Genomic DNA, 17,775 nt, shown 5'->3' with positions numbered 1-17,775 from the left:
ATGGGACCGCCGCCGGGGCCAATTAACGGTTCTCTGCGCATAAGCTGGCTGGCGTTGCGCTGGCCGGCGGCGGGACCATTTTCAGGCGTCGACTTCCGCGGCCTCCGTTTTCAGCATCTTTTCAAGCGCCTCCAGCCGGTCCGCCTCGCGCGGCGGCTTGTCCCAGCGCAGGCGGTTGATGCGGGGAAAGCGCATGGCGACACCGGACTTGTGGCGCGGCGAGCGCTGCAGCCCCTCGAAGGCGACCTCGAGCACCAGTCCCTTGTCGGGCTCGTGCACGACATGGCGCACGGGACCGAATTTTTCCGTGGTGTTGCGGCGAACGAAGCGATCGATCTGCAACAGCTCCTCGTCCGTGAAGCCGAAATAGGCCTTGCCGACCGGCACCAGTTCGTCGCCGCTGTCGCCCTCGGTCCAGACGCCGAATGTGTAATCGGAATAATAGGACGAGCGCTTGCCGTGGCCGCGCTGCGCATACATCAGCACGGCGTCGATGATGTGTGGGTCGCGCTTCCACTTCCACCATTGTCCCTTCGGCCGTCCTGGCAGGTAGGGCGCATCGCGCCGCTTCAGCATCACGCCTTCAACGGCGTCCGCATCCTCGCCGGCTCCCGCGCTCGCGGGATCGGCGCGCGCAGCGGTGAGCGCGTCCCAGCTTGCGAAGGGAACGGTCGGCGACAGGTCGATGCGGGGGTCGTCGAGCTTCCTGATGAATACTTCCAGCCGCTCGCGGCGCTCGGCGAAGGGCAGCTCGCGCAGATCGTTCTCGTCGTCGCCGATCAGGTCGTAGGCGCGCAAATGGATCGGAAACTCCTTGATCAGCTTTGGTGAGACGACCTTGCGGTTCAGGCGCTGCTGCAGAACGTTGAAGCTTTGCACGCGGCCGTCGCGCAGGATCAGAAGCTCGCCGTCGATCGCGCCTGGCAGGCGCAGCGACGGCACGAGGTCCGGAAAGCTCCCCGTGATGTCCTCGCCGGTGCGCGAATAGAGCCGTGCCGCGATGTGCCCGCGATCGTCGCGGCCCGCGACCGCCTGCACGCGGATGCCATCCCATTTCCATTCGGCGACGTAGTCGGCGGGATCGAGTGTCGCAAAATCCGTCTCCTCGATCGCATGCGCCAGCATCACGGGGCGGAACGGCGCGGGATCGCGGTTGACCGGCTTTTCCGCGCGCCCTTCCAGCCAGGCAAACAGGTCGAGATAGGGCGGGACGAGGCCCGGCCAGATCAGCTCGACCTCATGCGGGTCCTTGTCGCCGAGCGCTGCGGCCGCGGTTTTTGCCAGACGCGTGGAGATGCCGATGCGAAGTGCGCCGGTGACGAGCTTCAACAGTGCCCAGCGGCCGGTCTCGTCGAGCTCGTCGAGCCAGCGTGTGAGTCGCGCCGGCAGCTCGGTCTTGCCGAGCGTGCGGAGGGTGGTGACGACTTCGGTCAGCGTTGGCGGTGGTGGATTGTTGTGGTTGCGCGGGCTGAGGGACTCGTCAGCGTCTCCCCCGGGGCACCCCCCTCCCTGACCCTCCCCCGCAAGGGGGGAGGGAACGGTGGGAGTTGTACGTCCATCACTTGCCCTATCGCTGCGAGCGAGTGTGCTCTGTAGTTGCTGCTCGCTCCGCTGCGCTCCCTCCCCCCTTGCGGGGGAGGGCTGGGGAGGGGGGTAGCCCGGAAAAGATTGCTCGCCGTGACCCGCGCCCTTCGGCCACATCAGCGCCACCGTCTCCGAGAGATCGCCGACATAGTCATAGGACAGTCCGAACAGCACGGGATCAGTGCGCGCCGCGATCAGGTCGCGGATCAGGGCCGGCTTGGCGTGCTTGAAGCTGAGCGCGCCGGTCAGCGCGGCCAGCGCATAGCCGCGATCGGGATCGCCGACCTCGCGGAAATAGCTAGTGATCAGCCGCAGCTTGCTGTTGCGGCCGGGCTCGTAGGCAAGGCGATCCAGCAGCTCGGCGAAGCGGTTCATGCTTCGGCCTCGTCCTGAAGCGGCGTCTCGGTTTCTTCCTCGTCGCCATAGCCGACGAGATCGAGCGGCCGCGCCTGCAGGCCTTTGCTCTTGCACCAATGCACCAGCGCATCTTCCTGGCCATGGGTGACCCAGATCTCGCCGGCGCCGGTCGCGGCGATCGTCGCGGTGAGGCCGTCCCAATCGGCATGATCGGAGATCACCAGCGGCAGCTCGACACCGCGCTGTCGCGCCCGGGCGCGCACCCGCATCCACCCCGAGGCGAACGCGGTGACGGGATCGGGAAAGCGCCGGGTCCAGAGATCGGACGTCGCTGAAGGCGGCGCCAGCGTGATGGTGCCGGCGAGCGCCGCCTTCTTCACACCCTTCACGGCTCGCAGCTCGCCGAGCTCGATCCCGCGGCTCTGGTAGTAATGCGTGATCGCCTCCATCGCGCCATGCAGATAGATCGGTGCGTCGTAGCCGGCGGCGCGCAGCAGCGCGATCACGCGCTGCGCCTTGCCGAGCGAATAGGCGCCGACGAGATGCGCGCGCTCCGGAAACACCGCGACCGAGGCCAGCAGCTTCTTCACCTCATCGGCCGCATCGCCGTGTCGGAACACCGGCAGCCCGAACGTCGCCTCCGTGATGAAGACGTCGCAGGGCACGAGCTCGAACGGGGTGCAGGTCGGGTCCGGCGCGTCTTTGTAATCGCCGGAGGCAACGATGCAGGTGTTTTTGCAGGTCACCGCGATCTGCGCCGCGCCCAGCACATGGCCGGCCGGGTGAAGCTTGACGCCGACATCGCCGAGCCGGATCTCCTCGCCATAGCGGATCGCTTGCGTCGAGCCGGCAAAATTCTCGCCGTAGCGCAGCCGCATCATGTCCAGCGTTTCCTGTGTCGCCAGCACCGCGCCATGACCGGCGCGGGCATGGTCGGAATGGCCGTGGGTGATCACGGCCCGTTCGACCGGGCGGACAGGATCGATATGGAAGCCGCCCGGCTTGCAGCACAGGCCGGCAGCAGCTGGCAGCAGGATGTCTTGCGGACGCATGCCGGTTATATAGGGCGCCGGTGCCCCAATGTTCACCCGTCATGCGTGGGCTTGACCCGTGCATCCATCGCCCTAAACAGTGCTTTTTTTGATGGATTGCCGGGCGAGCCGGCAAGACGAGTGTTGGTTCCCCAATGCCCCTGCGTCTGTTTTTGTCCTCCGGCGATCTGATGGCCGACCGCCGCTTCGAGTTTGCGCGCGACCTCCAGCTCAAGGGCGACCTGCCTGCCGCCGCCGATCTCCTCGAGCAGGCGATCGAGCTCGCGCCGAATTTCACCTCGGCCTGGTTCACGCTCGGTGAAATCCGTCAGCAACTCGGCGAGCGCGACAAGGCCATCGCGGCCTTCCGGGAAGCGCGCCGATCCGATCCCGAGGACCAGCACGGCGCCGGCCTGCATCTGATGCGGCTCGGCGACACGCAACTGTCCGAAATGCCAAAGGCCTATGTGCAGGCGCTGTTCGATCAATACGCGCCGCGCTTCGAGCATGCGCTGATCAACGATCTCGGCTATCGCGCACCTAGCCTGATCTTCAAGGCGGTGCTGGCCGCGCGCGTCGCCGCGAAGAAGCCGGCCTTCTTCAAGCGCGCCATCGATCTCGGCTGCGGCACGGGGCTGGCTGCCAGCGCTTTCGTGAAGCAGGTCGATCATTTCATCGGCATCGATCTTTCGCCCGGCATGATCAAGGAGGCGCAGGCCACTGGGCTCTATGCCGAGCTCGAAGTCGCCGACATGATCGAAGGCCTGCGCGACAAGGCCGACGCGAGTGCGAACCTGGTCGTGGCGGCGGATGCGTTCGTGTACCTCTCCGACCTTGCGCCGGTGCTGAGTGAAGCCAGGCGCGTGCTCGCGCCCGGCGGCACGCTCGCCTTCACGCTGGAGACGCATGACGGCAGCGGCGTCGTGCTCGGCGATGGCCTGCGCTATGCCCATGCCGCGGAATATGTGCGCGGCGCGATCGCCAAGGCCGGACTCAAGCTCCTCACATTGGAGCCGGCGTCCCCGCGCAACGAGAACAACGAGCCGGTGCGCGGCCTCGTCGTCGTTGCCGAGAAAACTTGAGTCTAGGCGCTGCGCACGCAGCGATTTGAGCGTCATTGCGTCGCAAAGCTGCGACTTCCCACTTGCGACGCGTGCGGCGATGCCAGCACAATGCGCGCATTAGGGAGAAAACAACAATGACAAGGAATCCATCGCGGCGCGATTTCAGCGCCGCTGCGTTCGCCACCATCGCAGCATCCACTTTGCCCGCGCCTTACGTCTGGGCCGCGGAGAAGAAATACGATGCGGGCGCGAGCGACACCGAGATCAAGATCGGGCAGACCGTGCCGCATTCCGGTCCCGGCTCGCTCTATGGCGTGCTGGGGCGCATCGGCGAAGCCTATTTCCAGATGCTGAACGAGAAGGGCGGCATCAACGGGCGCAAGATCAAGTTTCTTACCCTCGACGACGCCTACAGCGCGCCGAAATGCGTCGAGGCGACGCGGCGCCTGGTCGAGCAGGAGGAGGTCCTCGCGCTCTATGGTTCGCTCGGTACCGCGCCGCAGACCGCCGTGCACAAATACCTGAACTCCAAGGGCGTGCCGCAGCTCCTGCTCAACACCGGCGCGTCCAAGTGGAATAATCCGAAGGAGTTCAAGTGGACGATGGCGGGCCTGCCGCTGTATCCGACCGAGGCGCGCATCCTGGCGCGGCACGTCGTCAGCGTGAAGCCGAATGCGAAGATCGGCATCCTCTACCAGAACGATGATTTCGGCCGCGATTTCTTAGGTCCCTTCAAGAAGGTCTTGGCGGATGCCGGCGGCACCGCACAAGTGATCATGGAGCAGACCTACGATCTGAGCGATCCGACCGTCGACTCCCAGCTCATCAATCTCTCGAAGTCGGGCGCGGACGTTTTCTACAACATCACCACCGGCAAGGCGACGTCGCAGTCGATCCGCAAGGTCGCCGAGCTCGGCTGGAAGCCGCTGCAACTCTTGTCGGCCGGCTCGACGGGGCGTTCGATCCTCAACGCCGCGGGATTGGAGAACGCCACCGGCATCGTCGCCATCCGCTACAACAAGGAGGTCGGGCTGCCGAAATGGGAGAAGGATCCGGACGTGATGGCGTTCGAGGAGCTGCGCAAGAAATATTTGCCCAGCATCGATCCCGACAACACCATCGCCTTCGCCGGCTACGGCCAGGCCGTCACCATGGGCGAGATTTTGCGCCGTTGCGGCGACGATCTCACCCGGGCCAACGTGCTGAAGCAGGCCTCCACGCTCGCCGGCTTCCACTCGCCCTACTTCCTCGACGGCGTCACCTACAGCTACACGCCCGAGGACTACACGCCGATGAAGACGCTCTTCATCTCCACCTTCAGCGGCACGGATTGGGACATCTCCGATAAGCCGATGTCGGAGTAGAAGCCGCTTGCGACGCTGCCAATTCTCCCTCTCCCCGTTCTTACGGGGAGAGGTCGGGGTGAGGGGCTCTTCCGCGGGTTCGATAGCAGTGCCGTAGGGTGGGCAAAGGCGCTCTTGCGCCGTGCCCACCACCTCTCCGGTCATCCTGGCGCGAATGGTGGGCACGCTTCGCTTTGCCCACCTACGGGAGCGTCACGCGGCAGGCGCGGTGAAGCCCACCCCTCGACGAACCCGCCCCCACGGCTTACCTCTTACGCCGTGCCGCCCCGTATCCTCAAAATATCGGCCGAGCCGGCCGCGTTGCTGCCCGACCGCTTCCAGGCGTGGTTCGCGGGCCGCGGCTGGTCGCCGCGCGAACATCAATTGGCGCTGCTGGAGAAGGCGCGCGAGGACCGCTCCGCGCTCCTGATCGCGCCCACCGGCGCCGGCAAGACGCTTGCGGGATTTCTGCCGACGCTGGTGGAGCTGTCGTCTTCCTCCCTCGAGGCGCGGGCAGGTGAGAGCGGCAAGGTGATCTCCACCGGCCGCGGCGTGCAGCGCGCCGGCGGTCTGCACACCCTCTACATCTCGCCGCTCAAGGCGCTCGCCGTCGACATCGCGCGCAACCTGGAGCGGCCGATTGCCGAGATGGGGCTGCCGGTCAAGGTCGAGACCCGCACCGGCGACACGCCGGTGTCGCGGCGCCAGCGGCAGCGGCGTTATCCGCCGGACATTTTGCTGACGACGCCGGAGCAGCTCGCGCTCTTGCTCTCCTCCGACGATGCGCCGTTCCTGTTCTCTTCGCTGAAGCGCATCGTGCTCGACGAGCTGCATGCGCTGGTGACGTCCAAGCGCGGCGATCTGCTCTCGCTGGGCCTCGCACGGCTGTGGCGGCTGGCACCCGGGATACGCGCGATCGGATTGTCGGCGACCGTGGCCGAGCCCGATCAGCTCGCGCGCTTCCTGGTGCCGCAGCCCGAAGGCAAGGAAGCAGCCGCTGATATCGTCATCGCGGGCGGCGCGGCCCCGCCGCTGGTCGAGATGCTGGATACCCGCGAACGGCTGCCCTGGGCCGGCCACGGTGCGCGCCATGCGCTTCCCGAAGTCTATGAGCTGATCAAGCAGAACAAGACCACGCTCGTCTTCGTCAACACCCGCAGCCAGGCCGAGATGCTGTTCCAGGACCTCTGGCGCATGAACGACGACGGCCTTGCGATCGCGCTGCATCACGGCTCGCTCGACGTCGCGCAGCGCCGCAAGGTCGAGGACGCGATGGCGGCCGGAAAACTGCGCGGCGTGGTCTGCACCTCCTCGCTCGACCTCGGCGTCGACTGGGGCGACGTCGATCTCGTCGTCAATATCGGCGCGCCAAAGGGATCCTCGCGCCTGATGCAGCGTATCGGCCGCGCCAATCACCGCCTGGACGAGGCCTCACGCGCGGTGCTGGTACCGGCGAACCGCTTCGAGGTGCTGGAGTGCAGCGTCGCGATCGATGCGATCGCCGAGAATGCGCAGGACACGCCGCCGCTTCGCACCGGCGCGCTCGACGTGCTGGCCCAGCACGTGCTCGGCTGCGCCTGCGGCGAGCCGTTTCTCAGCGACGAGCTCTATGGCGAAGTGCGAACCGCCGCGCCCTACGCAGATCTTGCGCGACAGGATTTCGACGACGTCGTCGATTTCGTCGCAACGGGCGGCTACGCGCTGAAAACCTATGAGCGCTTTGCCCGCATCAAGCGGGACAAGCAGGGCCGCTGGCGCGTCGCCAATCCAAAGGTGCGGCAGAGCTATCGCCTCAATGTCGGCACCATCGTCGAAGAGCCGATGCTCAAGGTGCGGCTGGTGCGCTCGCGCTCCACCGGCAGCGGTTCGACCGGTGCGATCGCCCGCGGAGGCCGCGTGCTCGGCGAGATCGAGGAGTATTTCATCGAGGGCCTGAGTCCCGGCGACACTTTTGTGTTCGGCGGCGAGGTCGTTCGCTACGAGGCGCTGGCCGAGGATCAGGTCTATGTTTCCCGCGCCAACGACAGGGATCCAAAAGTGCCGTCCTATATGGGCGGCAAGTTTCCGCTCTCGACCTATCTCGCCGAACGCGTGCGCCGCCTGCTCGACGACAAGCGCGCCTGGAATGGCCTGCCCGAGCAGGTGCGCGACTGGCTGTCGCTGCAAAAGGATGTCTCGCGCGTGCCCGGCGTTCGCGAACTTCTGGTCGAGACGTTTCCGCGCGGCAGCAGGCATTATCTCATCTGCTACCCCTTCGAGGGCCGGCTCGCGCATCAGACGCTCGGCATGCTGCTCACGCGCCGGCTGGAGCGCGCCCGCGCCCGGCCGCTCGGCTTCGTCGCCAATGAATATGCGGTGGCGATCTGGGGGCTCGGCGATGCCTCTTTCATGATCCGCAACGGCCAGCTTGATCTCGATACGCTGTTTGCCCCCGACATGCTCGGCGACGACCTGGAGGCGTGGCTCGCGGAATCCGCGCTGATGAAGCGCATGTTCCGCAATTGCGCGCTGATCTCCGGCCTGATCGCGCGCCGTTTCACCGACGAGGACAAGAGCCGCCGCCAGGTGCTGTTCTCGACCGATCTCGTCTACGATGTCCTGCGCAAGCACCAGGCCGACCACGTCCTGCTGCGTGCCGCGCGCGCCGATGCCGCCACCGGCCTGCTCGACCTGCGCCGTCTCGGCGCCATGCTCGCGCGCATCCAGGGCCGCATCACGCACCGGGAACTCGATCACGTCTCCCCGCTCGCCGTCCCCGTGATGCTGGAAATCGGCCGCGAGTCAGTTTATGGCGAAGCTGCAGACGAACTCTTGGCCGAAGCCGCCGATGAGCTCGTCAAAGAGGCGATGTCGTAGACTGCTGCAACAATGACTTTTCGGGGCGCAATTCTTTCCATGTCGTCATGCCCGGGCAAAAGCGCGGAGCGCGTCTTCAATTGGAAGACCCGGGCATCCACGCCTTGCTTGCCGCGGCAAGAACGTGGATGGCCGGGACAAGCCCGGCCATGACGGAGCAAGCGGCGCTGCAAATCACGTCAACGCGCAGTTTGGATATCGCGGGCGCATCATTTCACGCCGATCTCTCCGGCGCTCTCTTTTGGGAAGAGCAGCATCTGCTCGTCGTCTCCGACCTGCATCTGGAAAAAGGCTCCAGCTTCGCCGCGCGCGGCGTGCTGCTGCCGCCTTACGACACCGTCGCGACGCTCGGTCGTCTCGCCGCAGTCGTCGCTCGCCATGATCCCCGCGTCGTCATCGCGCTCGGCGACAGTTTTCACGATCGCAGCGCGCATGAGCGTCTCTCGGCCGAAGATCGCGACAGCGTGGCCGCACTCCAGGAGGGGCGCGACTGGATCTGGATCTCCGGCAATCACGATCCTGCGTTGCCGCGCGATCTCGGCGGCACCATCGCCGACGAAGTTGCGATCGGGCCGATCACCTTCCGCCACGAGCCGACCGGCACAACCGGCGAGATCGCCGGCCATCTGCATCCCAAGGCGCGCGTCTCGGCGCGCGGCCGCTCGATGGAGCGGCGCTGCTTCGCCTGTGACGGGATGCGCGCCGTGATGCCCGCCTTCGGGGCCTATGCCGGCGGCCTCAGCATCCGCGACGCCGCATTCGCAAAGATCTTCCCGAAGAACGGTTTTGTCGCGCACCTGCTCGGCGACCGTCGCGTGCACGCGATCGCCGCGTCGCGGTGTTATTGAGATTACGCGTCCAATAAGATCACGCCGCCTTCGCCTGGACGTCATCGCAGAACTCCGCGAGCCTGTTCGCGAGCCGCAGCGTCGCGGGGCTTGCATCCGGCGAAGCCATCAGTGCCACTTCCGTCCGGTTGATCGGCGCAAAGCCGTCCTTTGCCGTCAGCACGCGGTGATCGGTCTGGATCGCCATCTCCGACAAGATGCTCAGGCCCATGCCGGCGGCGACAGCGGCCTGGATGCCGGCGAGGCTCGATGAGGTATAGGCCATGTGCCAGGGCCGCCCGGCGCTTTCGAGCGCGTGGATGGCGCCGGCACGGTAGAGGCAGCCGAGCGGAAAGCCGATCAGCGGCACCGAGGTGACATCGGCATTGATCGGATGGCTCTTGCTGGTGACCCAATGTACCTGCTCCGGCCACACCGCGATCGCGCCTTTCTCACCGGCCTCGCGCTTGTAGAGCGCCAGATCAAGCTCGCCGCGCTCGAGGTCGCGGCTGAGGTTCTTGCTCTGATCGGCGCGCACATCGAGGCGCAGGCCCGGATGCGAACGCGAGAACGCGCCCAGCAGCTTTGCCAGTCGATACGCGGCAAAATCCTCGGGAATGCCGAGGCGGATTGCACCCTCGCCATCGGGCTGGCGCAGCATGTCGCGCGCCTCCTCGGCCAGCGAGAGCAGCCGCCTCGCATAGGAGAGCAGGCGCTCGCCGGCTTCGGTCGGGCGCACGTCCTTGCCGTCCCGGTGCAGCAGCACCTGGCCGACATCCTCCTCCAGCCGCTTGATCTGCTGGCTCACGGTCGATTGCGTGCGGTGGACGCGCTCGCTGGCGCGGGTGAAGCCGCCGGCCTCGACCACCGAGACGAAGCTGCGCAGGAGCTCCAGATCGAGCATGGGCGTCCCCATTCGAAAATCCACTGATCGGCAGTTAATCATTTAATTTCCAAATGGCAAGCGGGGTCCCTAGATCGTGGGCTCAGGAGAATGTTCATGTCGTTCGTCCCCTCGATCTCGGTTCCCCGCAGCCGCTTCAACCTGCTGCCGCTCACCATCGGCCTGTTCTGCCTGCTCTGGAGCTACGCCTTCGTCGCCGGCAAGATCGGCGTCACCCATTGCCCGCCGCTGATCCTGCTCGCGGCGCGCTTTTCGCTCGCCGGCATCCTGATCCTCGGCGCGACTCTGATCCGCGGCGACGGCTGGGCGCTGTCCTGGCGCGATGCCGCGATCTTCGCCGTGCTCGGCATCGCCAACAACGCGCTCTATCTCGGCCTCGGCTACACCGGCCTGCAATCGGTCTCCGCCGGCCTCGGCGGGCTGATCGTGTCGGCCAACCCGGTATTCACGGCCGCGCTTGCCGCGCTGTTCCTCGGCGAAGGCATGACCTGGCGCAAGGCGGGCGGCCTCTTGCTCGGCGTCATCGGCGTGACACTGATCGTCTGGCACCGCCTGTCGGTCGGCACCGACAGCCTGCACGGTATCGTGTTCACGCTGGCTTCGCTCGCCTCCATCGTCGCCGGTACCATCCTGTTCAAGCTGCTCGCGCCGAAGGGAAGCCTGTGGATCGGCAACGGCATCCAGAATCTCGCCGCCGGCATCGTGCTGACGCCGGTGGCGCTGACCTTCGCGGACATCCATGCGATCGACTATACGCCGGGCCTGGTCGGTGCCTTCGCCTTCCTCGTGCTCGGCGGCTCGATCCTGGCCTATCTGCTCTGGTTCCATCTCCTGAAAGTGTGCGGCGCCACCGCTGCGAGCGCGTATCATTTCCTGATGCCGCCGCTCGGCATGCTGTTCGCCTTCCTGGTGCTCGGCGAGCATGTCGAGGCGCGTGACCTCTTTGGGATCATTCCGGTCGCGCTCGGCATTTACCTGGTGACGCGCCCCGCAGCGAAGTCTTCTTAAGGAGAGTTCAGCATGCCCGTTTCCATCACCCTGATCGGAGGCCCGACCGCGCTGATCGAGATCGACGGCTTTCGCCTGCTGACCGATCCGACCTTCGATGCCCCCGGTGCCTATCAGCTTCCGCATGTGAAGCTGGAGAAAACGATCGGGCCCGCGCTGAAGGCCGATGCGATCGGCCCGGTCGATGCGGTCCTGCTCAGCCACGACCAGCATTCGGACAATCTCGACAATTCCGGCCGCGAGTTTCTCTTCAAGGTGAAGCGCGTGCTGACGACCGAGGCCGGCGCCAAACGCCTCGGCGGCCATGTCGAGGGCCTCGCGCCCTGGGAGACTGCTCGCGTGAGGGACGGCTACGGCAACACGCTGACGATTACGGCCACGCCCGCGCGCCACGGTCCGGCCGGCATCGAGCCGCTGTCAGGCGATGTCATCGGTTTTGTGGTGTCGTCGAGCCGGAAGGAGACCCGCCCGGTCTATATCAGCGGCGACACCACCTGGTTCGACGGCGTCGCCGAGGTCGCGCGCCGCTTCAAATGCGGCGTCGTGCTGCCCTTCGCCGGCGCTGCGCAAACGCGCGGGCCGTTCCATCTCACCATGGACACCAACGACACCGTCGAGACCGCGCGCGCCTTTCCCGAGGCGATGATCGTGCCGCTGCACACCGAAGGCTGGGCGCATTTCCGCCAGAACGGCGAGGACCTGCGCAAGACCTTTGATGCGCTCGGCTTCGGCCCGCGGCTGAGATTGCTGGAGCCGGGTCTGCCGACGGTGATCGAGGCGCCGTGATGCAAGCTGTCATTCCGGGGCGACGCGAAGCGTCGAGCCCGGAATCCATTGCACCACCAACTCCGCTGATCGATAGATTCCGGGCTCGCGCTTCCGCCTTCGCTCTTCGAGCGTCGGCGGACAAGTCGCGCGCCCCGGAATGACAGTCCCCCTCAATCCTTCCGGAACACGATCGACGCCATCCATCCCGTCATCAGCGCCATCGCCGCCGTGGCGAGACCGTAGATCAATCCGTTCTGCCGCGCGCTCGTCGCCACGAACTGCTCGAAGCCGACCTTGACGATCTCGAACGCGGTCTCGGTCTTGCCGATGAACGCGCCATTGGCGAACAGCTTGATCTCGACCTCATAGGTGCCGATCGGCACCTCCGCGGGCAGGGGAATGCCGGTGCGGAACAGCGTCGGCGTCAGGAACGTCACCGCGCTCGCGTCCTCGCGATAGAGGCCGCGCTGCGTGCGCAGGCGGATGAAGGCCGATCGGAATACATCGTTCGGCACCACGTCGGCATAGTCGCCGCCGACGCGCTGCATCAGCAGCACGTTGTTGAGCCCGATCTGCTGCCGCCGCGCGATCTCCGCTGACGTGATCTGGTCGAACGGACGGTTGGCGAACAGCGCGAGATAGCTCGGCACCTGCAGGAACTGCCGGTAGTCGGTGTTGATCCAGATGCCGAAGGTGCGCTCCTTGCGCCGCGTCACCATGTCGGCGCGCGGGCCGATCACGGTGACCACGAGGTCGTAGGCGGTGCGGTCGGCCGGCGTCGAGGCGTCGCGCTCGACCGAGCCGAACAGCACCAGCTCCTCGCCGGAATAGTTCGGCGTCACCGTGACGCGGTGGTTGGAGACCGACACGATCAGCCGCTCGGCCCGCGCGGACGTGCCGAGCAGCAGGACGAGGAGGGCGGCGATCAGCGCGCGCATCATCCTGTCACCCCCAGCTCGCGGATGGTGAAGAGATCCTCGGGCCGGATCACGAGCTCGACGGCGAAGCGGATGCCGACCGAGAGGATCAGAATGCCGAGCAGCAGGCGCAGTTGCTCGCCGCGAATACGCTGGCCGGCGCGCGCCCCGAACTGCGCGCCGGTGACGCCGCCGACCATCAGGATCAGCGCCAGCACGGCGTCGACGAGGTGATTGGTCACCGCATGCAGCATGGTCGCGAACAGCATGGTGACGAGGGTGAGGATCATCGACGTCCCGATCACCGTCGAGGTCGGCACCCGCAAGAGATAGATCATGATCGGCACCAGGATGAAGCCGCCGCCGATGCCCATGACGGCGCCGATGAAGCCGATCACGATGCCGACGATTACCACCGGGATCACCGAGAGATAGATCTTCGAGCGCTTGAACCGCATCTTCAGCGGCAGGCCGTGGATCCAGTTGTGGGTCCGCCGCGGCGGTACGGTGCCGCGCCGCGTCCGCATCAGGGCGCGCAGGCCTTCCGAGAACATTAGGCTGCCGACGGTGGTGAGCAGGATGACGTAGGACAGCGCGATCATCAGGTCGAGCTGGCCGAGCGCGCGCAGCTGCGTGAACGTCCACACGCCGAGCGCGGTGCCGGTGACGCCGCCGGATAACAGCACGGCCGCAAGCGCGGGATCGATCGCGCGTCTGCGCCAATAGGTGATCGCGCCGGAGAACGACGAGGCGGCAATGTGGCTCGCGACGGAGGCGACCGCGACCGCCGGCGTGATGCCGATGAAGATCAGAAGCGGCGTCATCAGGAAGCCGCCGCCGATCCCGAACATGCCGGAGACGAACCCGACCGCGGCGCCCATCGCCAGCACCAGGAAGACGTTGACGGGGAGATCGGCGATCGGGAGGTAGAGTTGCATCGGACCGAAGCTCCGGCGAGACGGATCGATTTCGCGGAATGCTCGCGGGAGGGCGGAACGATTGCCGCGTCCCTCAATAGCCGAATTTGATGCGGGGCGGATCAGGAATTTTGGGCGCGGTGAAGGGGCGGGACGAGAGCGTCATGAAACCGGGCGTGATCGTTACGATCACGCAAGTGTGCTCCCTCCCCCGCTTGCGGGGGAGGGTTGGGGAGAGGGTGTCTCCGCAGTGAGACTCCCCAAGAGGACAAAGCCCTCATCGGCGCTCACGGGACGATGCTTCGCATCGCCCGGGGATCGCCGACCTCTCCCGCAAGCGGGAGAGATGCACCGAGCCCGCGGCCCGTTCGGTTTGATCTAGCTATTTCGCTTTAGTGCGCGGCCGAGGCCGTGCGCTTGGCGGCGACGGGCTTCGGCGCGGGCTTGGCGTTCGCCTGCGGCGCGCTGTCCCAGCCGCCGGGAGGCGCCAGGACGTTGACGGCGTCGTCGGGCTGCGGTTCGGCGCTGAAGGTCTGGATCGCGAGCTTGGCGGCGGCGAGTGACTGCGGGTCGAGGCGCTTGGCGACGTCGTCGCGCTTGCCTGCCGCGTCGGCATCGCCCTGGGCCGCAGCCAAGCTGAACCATTTGAAGGATTCGGCGAGGTTCTGTTCGACTCCGATGCCGCGGGCGTAGAGGATGCCGAGGTTGTACTGGCTGTCGGCGACGCCGCGATCGGCCGCTTTGCGGAACCATTGCGCAGCGCTCTTGTAATTGGCGCCGCGTCCGCCGCCGTCGGCGTCGAGCACCGCGAGATTGTGCATCGCCTTGGCATTGCCGCGCTCGGCGGCCTGCGTGTAGTAGCGGCGGGCGATGTCGGCGTCCTTCTTCACGCCGAGGCCCTTCTCGTAGAGCGTGCCGAGGCGGAAGGTCGCGGGCACCACTCCGGCCTGCGCCGCGCGGTCGTACCATTTGGCGGCTTCGTCGTAATTCGTCGCGACGCCCTTGCCTTCGGCGAAGCGCAGGCCGATCTCGTAAGCCGCGGTCGCATCGCCCTTCATCGCGGCCGTGCGCAGCGCGGGACCGCCGATGCCGTCAGGCAGCTTTTCGCTCGGCGGCACCTGGATCTGGCCGAGCCGCGCGCGGCTCGCCATTGGAAGCGCGCCGGTGATGTCGTTGCTCGCCGCGGGTGGGGGCGGCGGAGCAGCCGGCGCGGGCGGAATTTCGACCGATGCCGTGCTGCCCGAGTTCGCTGCGGGCGCGGGGGCGGCATTGTTCTGCGACTGCCGGCCGATCGGCGTCGGCGAGGTCATGGACGGCGTGATCTGCTCGGGCGCGCTGGGTTTGCTCTCGGCAGGCGGCGGCGGGAGCTGCGGCGCCGGCTGGCTCGACGTATTCTCCATCGCCTGCGGCGCCGGCGCGCTACCGCTGCCATCCAGCAGGTTCATCGCCATCTTGAAGGTGCCAAGCACGATCACGACCACGCTGGCGCCGACCAGCAGCGAGCGGATCTTCGAGGTGATCGTCGAGGTGCCGTCCTTGCTGTTGTCCTTGGCGCGGCCGGCGGTCGCTGCCTTGGCGCCGCGCGCGGGTTTCTCGGGCTGCGCGGCGGCCGCCTGCGCGGCGCGGCGGGCAGCCGCGATGAAGCTCGACGACGACACCGGCTCCTTCGGCGCGGCGGGAATTTCGCTGATCGCGCTTTCGGACGCAGCGATGCGCTCCGACGGCGTGGGGACGCGCCCGCCCGGGCGCGTGCCCGGCTCGAGCGGATGATCCGGCGGCAATTCCGGCGCAATCGCGGCGCGCGCCGGTGCCGTGTGCGGCTCCAGGATCTCGCTGATCGCGCGCGGCGGAATCGGCGATGCCACTGGCACCGGCGGCGGCGCGGCCGGCGTGGCGGCGTGGAATTCGCGCGGTGCGGCCGCGAATGCGGCGTGGGCCGCCTGTGCGGCGGCTGGGTTCGGCAGCTCGGGCTTCGGATCGGATTTCGGCTGCGGCTGTGGCCGCGGCTCGCGCGCCATCGGCGCGGGCTCGATCGGAGCGGCCATCGGCATCGGCTGTGGCGCCGGCGGCGCAGCGCGCACCGCGCGCAGATCGCCCTCGATCATGGTGAGGCGGTCGACGACATGGCCGAGCGTGTTGTGGACGACTTCGAGCGAATCCTGCGTATGCCGGGTGGTTTCCGCCTGGCTGAAGCGGATGTCGGAGAGCTCGCGCTTGACGAGGTCGACGACGCCGGAGTCGGACGGCGGCGCCGCGCTGCGGCTCTCGGCGAGTGCGGCGTAGGTTGCCTGCTGCCGTTCCAGATGCCGCAGGATGTCGTGCAGCCCGTCCTCGACGCGACTTAAGTTGCCGCCGCGCGGATCCGAGGCGGCCTCGATCCGTTCAAGAAGATACGAGACCCGCTGTTCGAGATGCGCGAAGGTCGATGCCGAGTCGTTGCCGACCTGCATGCGGTCGAAACGATCGGACAACGCGCGGATGGCGGCTTCCAGATGCTCGGTGCTTTCGTGTGCGACCGGCCGCTCACGCGTTTCCAGCGCGGCGGTGAGCGCGGCGATGCGCTGCTCCAGCACCGCAAAGCTGTCGCTGTGGCCGGACGAGCGGGTGATCTGGTCGACCTTGGACGACAACAGCTGCACGTCCTCGGAGAGCCGTGCCAGCGCTTCGTTGGAGGCAACGTTGGAGACGATGCCACGCAGCGCCGAGATCGCGCCTTCAAGCTGGTGCACCGTGGAAGGATCGTCATTGGCGCGCAGGATCAGATCGAGCTTGGCGCCGAGATTGCGGATCGCCTCGTCATAGCCGGTGAGCTGCTCGGCCGGCGTCAGCGTGCGCAGCACCTGCTTGATCTCGGACAGCGCGCGCTCGATGCCGGCGAGCATCTGGCCGTCAGTGCCCGTTGAGCGGGTTTCGTCGATGCGACGGTGCAGCGATCGGATCTCGTTCTCGATCGATTCGATCGCGCGCCGCGGCATCGCCTCGGTGATGGCGTGGCGAATCTCCGCAAGCTCGTTGCGGAACGCCGAGATCGACTGCTCGATGTGATCGGGACGGTGCAGCGCCTCGATCTGGCTGGTGATCTTGAGCAAATGACGTTCGAGCGCCGAAAAGTCCGGCCCCGGCGGTGGTGGCGGCGGGGCATAGGCAGGCGCGGCCGGCGCCATCGGCGCAGCCATGGGAGGGGCCATCGGGGCTGCCATCGGCGCAATCGGTGGCGCGGCGCGTGGTGGCATCTGCCGCGGCACGAAGCCGTCGAGCTCGTTCTGCCGCGCCGAGATTTCGGCGACGGCGACGTCGAGCGAGGCGGGGCTCAGGGGCGGCGAACTCCGGTAAACCTGCGCTGCCGCGCGCTCGACCGCGTCCTGGCGCTGGCGCGCGTCGAACTGTGGGGGGCGCGGCGGTTGGGGCTGCTGCGGCTGCTGCGGCCGCGAGATCTGCGACAGCCGCGCGTCGAGGCGCGAGATCGCATCGTTGAGCTGCCGCGCAACACCCTGCTCGCGCGAGACGTCCTGGCGCGGTGCGGGCTTTGAAATCCGTTCGATCTGCTGGGTGATCGCATCGAGCCGCTGGTGGATGTCAGCGACTTCGCGGCTTTCCTGGCTCGGGATTTGGCTCGGCATTTGCTGCGAGCGCTGATCGTAAGGTCCGCGAAAGTTCGGCGGAGCAGATTCGCCGAGCGTGGAGTTCAGCCAATCGTTGAGTGACATGCCGGCGCGACGCGCAGCAGCCTCGGCCCGCTCCCTGACGGATGGATCGATGCCGTCAACACTCCACGATACGCGCGAATTCATGACTCTGTCCGGTTCCGACTCCGGCGCCCCACCCGGCGCCTCCAGCCTTCCCACGCGTGCCGGTTGCAAAGACAATCGAATTTGGCGCGGGTCGTCTGCCTCGAAAACCGACTTTTTCCTGTTACGGTAAATAACGGGTTAAGGAATGCGTCGCCGGTGTCTTAAAGTTGGGCGGCGGGAACCGGGCCGCAGGGAGCCGGCGACGGTTCGTTGCGACTTGTTTCTGCTCGCCACATTCAGCGGTGTCATGCCCCGCCACCGGGTCTCGCCTTCGGCGAGCCCGATGACAGGCTCCGGCGGGGCATCCAGTACGCCGCGGCTTCTTCGTATTCGTCACCGCCTCTGGAATACTGGATCGCCCGCTTTCTCGGGCGATGACAGCGGAGAGGAAGCGACCGCGTGCCACAA

At 66.8% G+C, this 17,775-nt stretch carries 12 protein-coding genes; 6 read left to right on the top strand and 6 right to left on the bottom strand.

Translation table 11 applies throughout. The annotated features are described in order from the left end of the window. Positions 1-81: 81 nt before the first annotated feature. Both K289_RS0100920 and K289_RS0100915 read right to left on the bottom strand, forming a co-directional pair. A complete protein-coding gene (locus K289_RS0100920; protein WP_027549719.1) occupies positions 82-1,959 on the bottom strand; it encodes an ATP-dependent DNA ligase in 1,878 nt (625 codons plus the stop codon). After that, complete coding sequence (locus K289_RS0100915; protein ID WP_035683547.1) at positions 1,956-2,993, bottom strand: ligase-associated DNA damage response exonuclease; 1,038 nt, start codon at positions 2,991-2,993, stop codon at positions 1,956-1,958. Before K289_RS0100915 ends, K289_RS0100920 begins: the two co-directional genes overlap by 4 nt. A gap of 134 nt (positions 2,994-3,127) precedes the next feature. Here K289_RS0100915 and K289_RS0100910 point away from each other — a divergent pair, with 134 nt between their 5' ends. The 4 genes from K289_RS0100910 to pdeM all read left to right on the top strand — a co-directional run bounded on the left by K289_RS0100910 (position 3,128) and on the right by pdeM (position 9,083). Then, the gene (locus tag K289_RS0100910; RefSeq protein ID WP_027549717.1) at positions 3,128-4,054 is read left to right on the top strand and encodes a class I SAM-dependent methyltransferase; all 927 of its coding nucleotides are present in this window, start codon (positions 3,128-3,130) and stop codon (positions 4,052-4,054) included. A gap of 116 nt (positions 4,055-4,170) precedes the next feature. Beyond that, positions 4,171-5,400: an ABC transporter substrate-binding protein gene (locus tag K289_RS0100905; protein ID WP_027549716.1), complete on the top strand. Its 1,230-nt coding sequence runs from the start codon at positions 4,171-4,173 to the stop codon at positions 5,398-5,400. 258 nt (positions 5,401-5,658) lie between these two features. After that, positions 5,659-8,235 (top strand): ligase-associated DNA damage response DEXH box helicase, encoded by a 2,577-nt coding sequence (locus tag K289_RS0100900; protein ID WP_027549715.1) that lies wholly within the window; start codon positions 5,659-5,661, stop codon positions 8,233-8,235. A gap of 149 nt (positions 8,236-8,384) precedes the next feature. Continuing rightward, positions 8,385-9,083 (top strand): ligase-associated DNA damage response endonuclease PdeM, encoded by a 699-nt coding sequence (gene pdeM / locus K289_RS0100895; protein ID WP_051310470.1) that lies wholly within the window; start codon positions 8,385-8,387, stop codon positions 9,081-9,083. A gap of 19 nt (positions 9,084-9,102) precedes the next feature. On the opposite strand, the gene K289_RS0100890 is transcribed toward pdeM, so the two are convergent. Continuing rightward, positions 9,103-9,966, bottom strand: a complete 864-nt coding sequence (locus tag K289_RS0100890; protein ID WP_027549713.1) for a LysR family transcriptional regulator — start codon at positions 9,964-9,966, stop codon at positions 9,103-9,105. Positions 9,967-10,062: 96 nt separating this feature from the next. On the opposite strand from K289_RS0100890, the gene K289_RS0100885 reads away from it, so the two are divergent. Together K289_RS0100885 and K289_RS0100880 are read left to right on the top strand one after the other, a co-directional pair. Beyond that, positions 10,063-10,974 (top strand): DMT family transporter, encoded by a 912-nt coding sequence (locus tag K289_RS0100885; RefSeq protein ID WP_027549712.1) that lies wholly within the window; start codon positions 10,063-10,065, stop codon positions 10,972-10,974. Between the two features lie 12 nt (positions 10,975-10,986). Continuing rightward, a complete protein-coding gene (locus tag K289_RS0100880; protein ID WP_027549711.1) occupies positions 10,987-11,760 on the top strand; it encodes an MBL fold metallo-hydrolase in 774 nt (257 codons plus the stop codon). 152 nt (positions 11,761-11,912) lie between these two features. Here the strand turns inward: K289_RS0100880 and K289_RS0100875 are convergent, their stop codons facing one another. From K289_RS0100875 to K289_RS0100860, 3 genes are all read right to left on the bottom strand, one after another. Continuing rightward, positions 11,913-12,683 (bottom strand): TIGR02186 family protein, encoded by a 771-nt coding sequence (locus K289_RS0100875; RefSeq protein ID WP_027549710.1) that lies wholly within the window; start codon positions 12,681-12,683, stop codon positions 11,913-11,915. Further along, positions 12,680-13,597, bottom strand: a complete 918-nt coding sequence (locus K289_RS0100870) for a sulfite exporter TauE/SafE family protein (RefSeq protein ID WP_027549709.1) — start codon at positions 13,595-13,597, stop codon at positions 12,680-12,682. The genes K289_RS0100875 and K289_RS0100870 overlap by 4 nt, the downstream gene beginning before the upstream one ends. A gap of 371 nt (positions 13,598-13,968) precedes the next feature. Next, positions 13,969-17,367 (bottom strand): tetratricopeptide repeat protein, encoded by a 3,399-nt coding sequence (locus K289_RS0100860; protein WP_027549708.1) that lies wholly within the window; start codon positions 17,365-17,367, stop codon positions 13,969-13,971. Between the last annotated feature and the right edge of the window lie 408 nt (positions 17,368-17,775).

The sequence above is a fragment of the Bradyrhizobium sp. Cp5.3 genome (assembly GCF_000426265.1).
GTDB lineage: Bacteria > Pseudomonadota > Alphaproteobacteria > Rhizobiales > Xanthobacteraceae > Bradyrhizobium > Bradyrhizobium neotropicale.
This window is presented reverse-complemented; position numbering and strand designations above follow the sequence as displayed.

Coding starts and splice junctions, on each gene's coding strand:
- K289_RS0100920 (WP_027549719.1), bottom strand. CDS start 1,959: ATGAACCGCTTCGCCGAGCTGCTGGATCGCCTTGCCTACGAGCCCGGC.
- K289_RS0100910 (WP_027549717.1), top strand. CDS start 3,128: ATGCCCCTGCGTCTGTTTTTGTCCTCCGGCGATCTGATGGCCGACCGC.
- K289_RS0100880 (WP_027549711.1), top strand. CDS start 10,987: ATGCCCGTTTCCATCACCCTGATCGGAGGCCCGACCGCGCTGATCGAG.
- K289_RS0100885 (WP_027549712.1), top strand. CDS start 10,063: ATGTCGTTCGTCCCCTCGATCTCGGTTCCCCGCAGCCGCTTCAACCTG.
- K289_RS0100905 (WP_027549716.1), top strand. CDS start 4,171: ATGACAAGGAATCCATCGCGGCGCGATTTCAGCGCCGCTGCGTTCGCC.
- pdeM (WP_051310470.1), top strand. CDS start 8,385: ATGACGGAGCAAGCGGCGCTGCAAATCACGTCAACGCGCAGTTTGGAT.
- K289_RS0100870 (WP_027549709.1), bottom strand. CDS start 13,597: ATGCAACTCTACCTCCCGATCGCCGATCTCCCCGTCAACGTCTTCCTG.
- K289_RS0100915 (WP_035683547.1), bottom strand. CDS start 2,993: ATGCGTCCGCAAGACATCCTGCTGCCAGCTGCTGCCGGCCTGTGCTGC.
- K289_RS0100860 (WP_027549708.1), bottom strand. CDS start 17,367: ATGAATTCGCGCGTATCGTGGAGTGTTGACGGCATCGATCCATCCGTC.
- K289_RS0100890 (WP_027549713.1), bottom strand. CDS start 9,966: ATGCTCGATCTGGAGCTCCTGCGCAGCTTCGTCTCGGTGGTCGAGGCC.
- K289_RS0100875 (WP_027549710.1), bottom strand. CDS start 12,683: ATGATGCGCGCGCTGATCGCCGCCCTCCTCGTCCTGCTGCTCGGCACG.